At 69.4% G+C, this 4,818-nt stretch carries 5 protein-coding genes and 1 pseudogene; 2 read left to right on the top strand and 4 right to left on the bottom strand.

Features of this window, described 5'->3' with window-relative positions; all coding sequences use genetic code 11:
- Positions 1-390: FtsX-like permease family protein (locus WA805_RS13565; RefSeq protein WP_425242510.1), on the top strand; the 390-nt coding region annotated here is incomplete at its 5' end.
- Positions 391-413: 23 nt separating this feature from the next.
- Here the strand turns inward: WA805_RS13565 and WA805_RS13560 are convergent.
- Both WA805_RS13560 and WA805_RS13555 read right to left on the bottom strand, forming a co-directional pair.
- Positions 414-1,832, bottom strand: a complete 1,419-nt coding sequence (locus tag WA805_RS13560; RefSeq protein WP_425242509.1) for a glycosyltransferase family 39 protein — start codon at positions 1,830-1,832, stop codon at positions 414-416.
- Between the two features lie 67 nt (positions 1,833-1,899).
- Positions 1,900-2,622: a TetR/AcrR family transcriptional regulator gene (locus WA805_RS13555; protein ID WP_424558865.1), complete on the bottom strand. Its 723-nt coding sequence runs from the start codon at positions 2,620-2,622 to the stop codon at positions 1,900-1,902.
- 91 nt (positions 2,623-2,713) lie between these two features.
- Between WA805_RS13555 and WA805_RS13550 the strand changes: the two are divergent.
- A pseudogene (locus WA805_RS13550) lies at positions 2,714-3,100 on the top strand (SRPBCC family protein); the annotation flags it as partial.
- A gap of 140 nt (positions 3,101-3,240) precedes the next feature.
- Here the strand turns inward: WA805_RS13550 and WA805_RS13545 are convergent.
- Positions 3,241-4,197: an expansin EXLX1 family cellulose-binding protein gene (locus WA805_RS13545; protein WP_425242508.1), complete on the bottom strand. Its 957-nt coding sequence runs from the start codon at positions 4,195-4,197 to the stop codon at positions 3,241-3,243.
- Positions 4,198-4,304: 107 nt separating this feature from the next.
- Positions 4,305-4,818 (bottom strand): flavin reductase family protein (locus WA805_RS13540; protein ID WP_425242507.1); only part of this gene is annotated, 514 nt, incomplete at its 5' end.

Raw genomic sequence — 4,818 nt, 5'->3', positions numbered from 1 at the left:
GATTACCAGCAGCTCGCGAACGTGGCGATCCTGGTCAGCCTGCTGATCGCCAGCTGTACGCTCGCCGCCGGCGTCGCGGCCGGGTTGGCGGAACGCAAGCGGCCGTTCAGCCTGCTGCGACTCACCGGCGCCCGGCTCGCCACGCTACGCCGAGTCGTCGCGCTGGAAGGCGCCGTCCCGCTGCTCGCCGTCGCCGCCGTCGCGATCGGCACCGGATTCGGCGCCGCCGCGCTGTACGCCACCGAGGCGCAGAACCACCCGATGGTGGCCCCCGGCATCGAGTACTACCTGCTCACCGCAGGCGGGATCGTGGTGTCCCTCGGCATCATCGCGGCCACCTTCCCGCTGCTGGCCCGCATCACAGGACCCGAGGTCGCGAGAAACGAGTAGCTGTTCAGGGAGTGGGCGGCCTGTCACACCCGGCCCAGGTACTCCCACACGTAGAAGACGGTATTTCCGCCGGGTACCTCCGCCACGAGCCGGTAACCGCCGATCGACGATAGATCGAGGCCTATCACATAGTCCATCGCCGGTGTCTGGTTGAAGCCGAGGACTATGACCGAGAAGTAGTGCCGCGCGATCGCCTGCCGGTAGTACTCCGGATTGCTGATCTGGGTGTTCGACCACTGCCGCCACGACGTGTTCGGCAGGTAGTACTGGAGAACGTCGGTGGTTTCCACCAGAAAGTGCCCGCCGTGCGCGGTCAGCGGCCGGACGACCTTCACGAGCCCGGTCACGTCCGGCCAGTCGATCATGTCCCGCGCCTGCACCATCCCCATCGAGGTAACCGGGATGAGGGCGGCCAGCGACACCGCCAGCACGAGGCGCCTGCGGGGCAGGCTGCTGAGCAGGTAGCCGGCCGCGATCGCGGCGAACCAGGCACCGAAATCGACGTGCTTGTCCAGCGATGTCCCGGTCTGAATGCGCGCCTGGTCAGCCGGCGCCAGCAGTGCCGAGAGCGCGAGCACGGCCAGCAGCAGCGATTGCGGCCACCGCCGGCGCACCGCGCAGAGGACGACCGCGCCGACGGCCGGGACCAGCACCACCGCGGTCCACGACCAGGCCTCCGCGAACACCAGTGAGGCGGCTACGACTCCGTGGACGCGCCCGGTCGTGGTTACCCGGATCCCGGTGAGATAGCCGGAGCCGCCGAGCGCGAGCAGCACGGCGAGGACAGCCGCCGCGATCCCGGCGAGGAAGGCCGCACGCCGGAGAGCTACCTGCCACCCGGCGTCCGGCCACGAGCTCAGGAAGGCGACGCAGAGCACGGTGGGGTCGTAAAGGGCCGTCGCGTACTTCGTCGCGTTGGCCAGCGCGAGGAGAATCCCCGCCGCGACCAGCCACCGTGCGGCATGGTGACCGCTCCGGGCTCCCGCGGCGCACCAGGTCGCGGCGGCCAGGAGCAGCAACGCCAGGGCGTCGAAGGTCGCAAACGAGCCCAGGTGCAGCGTCGGCGCGAGCACGGCGAAGAGCGCGGCGGCGAAGAAGGCGGCGCGTTCGTCCCGCAGCAACCGGGTCGCCGTACACCATACGAGGGACGTCACGCCGAGCATGAAGACCAGGGACAGCAGCCGCGCCGCAGTCAGCCCCCCGAGGGTGTCGGCGATGGCTCCGATCGGCGGGTAGATGACCGGGGCGCCGGAAAACCAGGTCTGGTAATCAGGGATCTGGGTGCCGTGCAGCCAGTGCGCCCATTCCAGGTGCCCGGCATTCAGGTACAGCGCCTCGTCCCCGAACGCGGTCCTGGCCCGGACCATGCTGACCGAGAGCGCCGTTTGGACCGCGAGCACCGCGAGCAGCGGCCATGGCATCCGCTCCCGGGTTATCCGCACCCCGGAGACTAGGCACGTTCTAACACCATCTCGGGCCGTTTTGAACATCCTTTGAGGCAACCCTCACCTACCCCGAAGGCTCGCTGGCGGCGGATGCGGGCACGGCGAACGTGCGCAGCCCGGTATCGAGGAGCCGGGCGGCGCGGCGGACATCGGCGCTCACCAGTTCGTACAGCCGGGTGGGTGTAGCGGCGACGTCTAGGTACCTGCGCAGGCTGTCGGCCTGGACGCGCCACAGTCCCAGCAGCGCCTTAGCGGCAATCTGCGGCTCTGGGTCAGCTGCGGTCATACCGGCCCGCGCGGCCAGGACCTCGGCAGCGCCGGCAGCGGCCTGGTCCATCACGTCGGCCTGGTAGGCGCGCAGTGAAGGCGTGGCGCGGATCAGGTCGCCGAACCGCCGGATCATCGCGCGGCCCTGACTAGCGTCCTCATGGGACGCGAGTTGCGAGGTCATGGCGCCCAGTTCCCTTTCGAGGATCAGCAGCACAGCCTGGACCGGCGTGAGCGCCGGGTTGGCGAGCCCGGCGCGCAGGGCGGCCTGGATGGTCTCCAGCCGGTCCATGACGAGGGCTTCCTTGACCGGGAAGTAGTTGAAGACGGTCTTCTCCGACACACCGCACGCTTGCGCGACGTCGGCCACGCGGACGGCGTCGAAGCCGTGCTCAAGGAACATCGCGGTCGCGGTGTCAGACAGCTGCTGGCGCATCAGGCGCTTCTTGCGATCGCGCAGTCCCCCGGCCGACCGGTCTGCCGCCTCTGCGGCTGTCCACTCCAGTGCCCGTCCACTCATGGCGTCAGCCTAGTACATCTTTACAGTCGCAATAAATTTTCTGTTACTATATTTTTCTAGTCACGGAACCTTATGTTCGCAGGAGGCATCCATGAGTGAGATCCGCATCGTCCGCGACTACGCGTACCCGGTCACCAGGGTCTGGCGCGCCCTGACCGACAGCGAGCTGATCCCGCTGTGGACCGCGACCGGCGCAGGCGGGCGCCCGGAGGGCTTCGCGCCGGTCCCCGGCACCAGATTCCGATTCGTGGCCAAGCCCAAGCCCGGCTGGAACGGCATCGTCAACTGCGAGGTAATAGAGGCGAGGGAGCCGACCCTGCTCCGCTACACCTGGACGGACGACGGCGGAGGCGACACCACCGTGGTCACCTACCGCCTTGAGCCGACCGGTGACGGTACCCGCTTCACCTACGAGCACACCGGGTTCACCGGCATCGGCGGCCTGTTCATGGCCCAGCTGCTGGGCCGGGTCCGTCGCAAGATGCTCAGTGACGGGCTGCCCGCGGTCCTCGCCGACATGGGCGACGACGGCCGCCTCCGCCCGGGCAGCACGCTGCGGGCCAGATCCTTAGCCGGCCGACGGAACTGCACTGCGAAACGGCCCGGCCGGCGTCCTGGTCAGCACGTGGCGGTCGCGCTAGGAGGTGAGGTCTGGCGGGGGATTTCCAGCCCGGCATCCGGCTCACCGGCGGCCCGGCTGGAAAGGACGCGACCGGACGTCGCGGACGCCACCGGGCGGCTGGTGTGTGGTACTCGTGATGGCGTGCTCGCGGGTTCCGGCGCTGGCCCCGTCGTCGTGCCAGCGCCGTACATCCACGTCCCGGTGCCCTGCACCACGCCCGGACTGAGCGCGACACCCTGCACCGTCACCACGTGCCCCTGGATGTCGGTCAGCCGCACAGTGAACGGCCCGGTGCCGGCGCCCGACTGCGCGACCCAGTAGTTGTAGCTGGCCCGGACGAGGCTGTACCAGCCGCCGCCCGATTCGCTTCGCACCTGGACCGAGGCCAGCGGGTTCCCGGTGTTCATCGCCAGCAACGCCAGCCAGTACGGCGACGAGCCCTGCTTGACGAGCAGCGAGATGGGACCCGGCAGCGACGGGTTGACGAGCGGCTGGTAAGTGACGTTGACCAGGCCCGCGTTCAGCGGCGCGATGGCCGAGAACGCCGCCTCACTCAGGTCGATATGCCCAGCCCCGCAGCCCGGGCACTGGTCGATTACCTCGACGCGAACCGAGCCGTCCGGGCCATGGACCTCGAGGTAGCCGCCGCACGCGGCGGCGTTGTCGTACTCGCCCGGCGACAGCGCCACGAACAGCCCGTCGGCTGGGGGTGACGGGTAAGAGCAGTTGGGCAGGGCCTGCAGCACGTAGTGGGTTGCGATGCCCGAGACCTCGCCGGCCTGCGCGGCGCCCGCGGCCGGCAGCACAGCCGCGCACGCCCGGGTTCCCACGGCCTGGCTCATGCCGACCGCCAGGGCAACCACTGCCGCCGCGACCGCGATGCCGCCGAACCCGAACCCCAGCAGTGGCCAGCGCCTGTTCCGGCGGCGGTGTCGATGGGGGGCGGGAGCCACGAGGGAAACGGTACGGATGGCGGTTGTCGCGCGTCCGGCGAACCCGCCAATCGGTAAGAACATCGTCCATCGGGCCGTGCTCCCGTCAGGAGGGTTTCGCTCGGCCGTCAGGCTGGCGCTGCTCGTTCTGTGGGCGGCTCAGGCCGTTCCTGGGCAGCGTGACCCGCCCTCAGGTGGCCGGCCTGGGATAGCCGCAGCGGCCGGAACGGCCCGGCCGTCTGCGCGGCGACCGGCTCGGTGGTCAGGCAGACATGGTCGCCGCCCTCGTCGAGCAGCACTATGCGGCGTACCGCCAGCCAATTGGAGCACTGCCTGAGCACTGGCGCGCCGCCGGGGCCGGAATCCACCGGAAGGCCGGCGAACTTGTCGACGGTGTCTCCGGTCTGGGTGCCGAACAGCTCAGCGAGCGGCAGATCGTCCGCGGTCAGGAAGTGAATGACCAGGTGGCTGGAGTTCAGCGCCACCCGGTAGGTGTAGTTGGCCTTGGACAGCCATACGCAGTACCGCTGCGGCTCGATGCTCGACTGGCCGTGGAACTCGACCAGGCAGCCCGCTCGCTCCCGCTCATCGGCCGTGGTAACGACGATCAGCGGGCTGTCCAGCGCGGACATCAAGGTAGTG

The organism is Trebonia sp. (assembly GCF_049794275.1).
GTDB lineage: Bacteria > Actinomycetota > Actinomycetes > Streptosporangiales > Streptosporangiaceae > Trebonia.
The sequence above is the reverse complement of the archived record's forward strand: the minus strand, read 5'-3'. Positions and strand labels throughout refer to the sequence as shown.

Bases quoted from the DNA above. Each gene is read 5' to 3' on its own strand.
- WA805_RS13555 (WP_424558865.1), bottom strand. From the start codon at position 2,622: ATGAGTGGACGGGCACTGGAGTGGACAGCCGCAGAGGCGGCAGACCGG.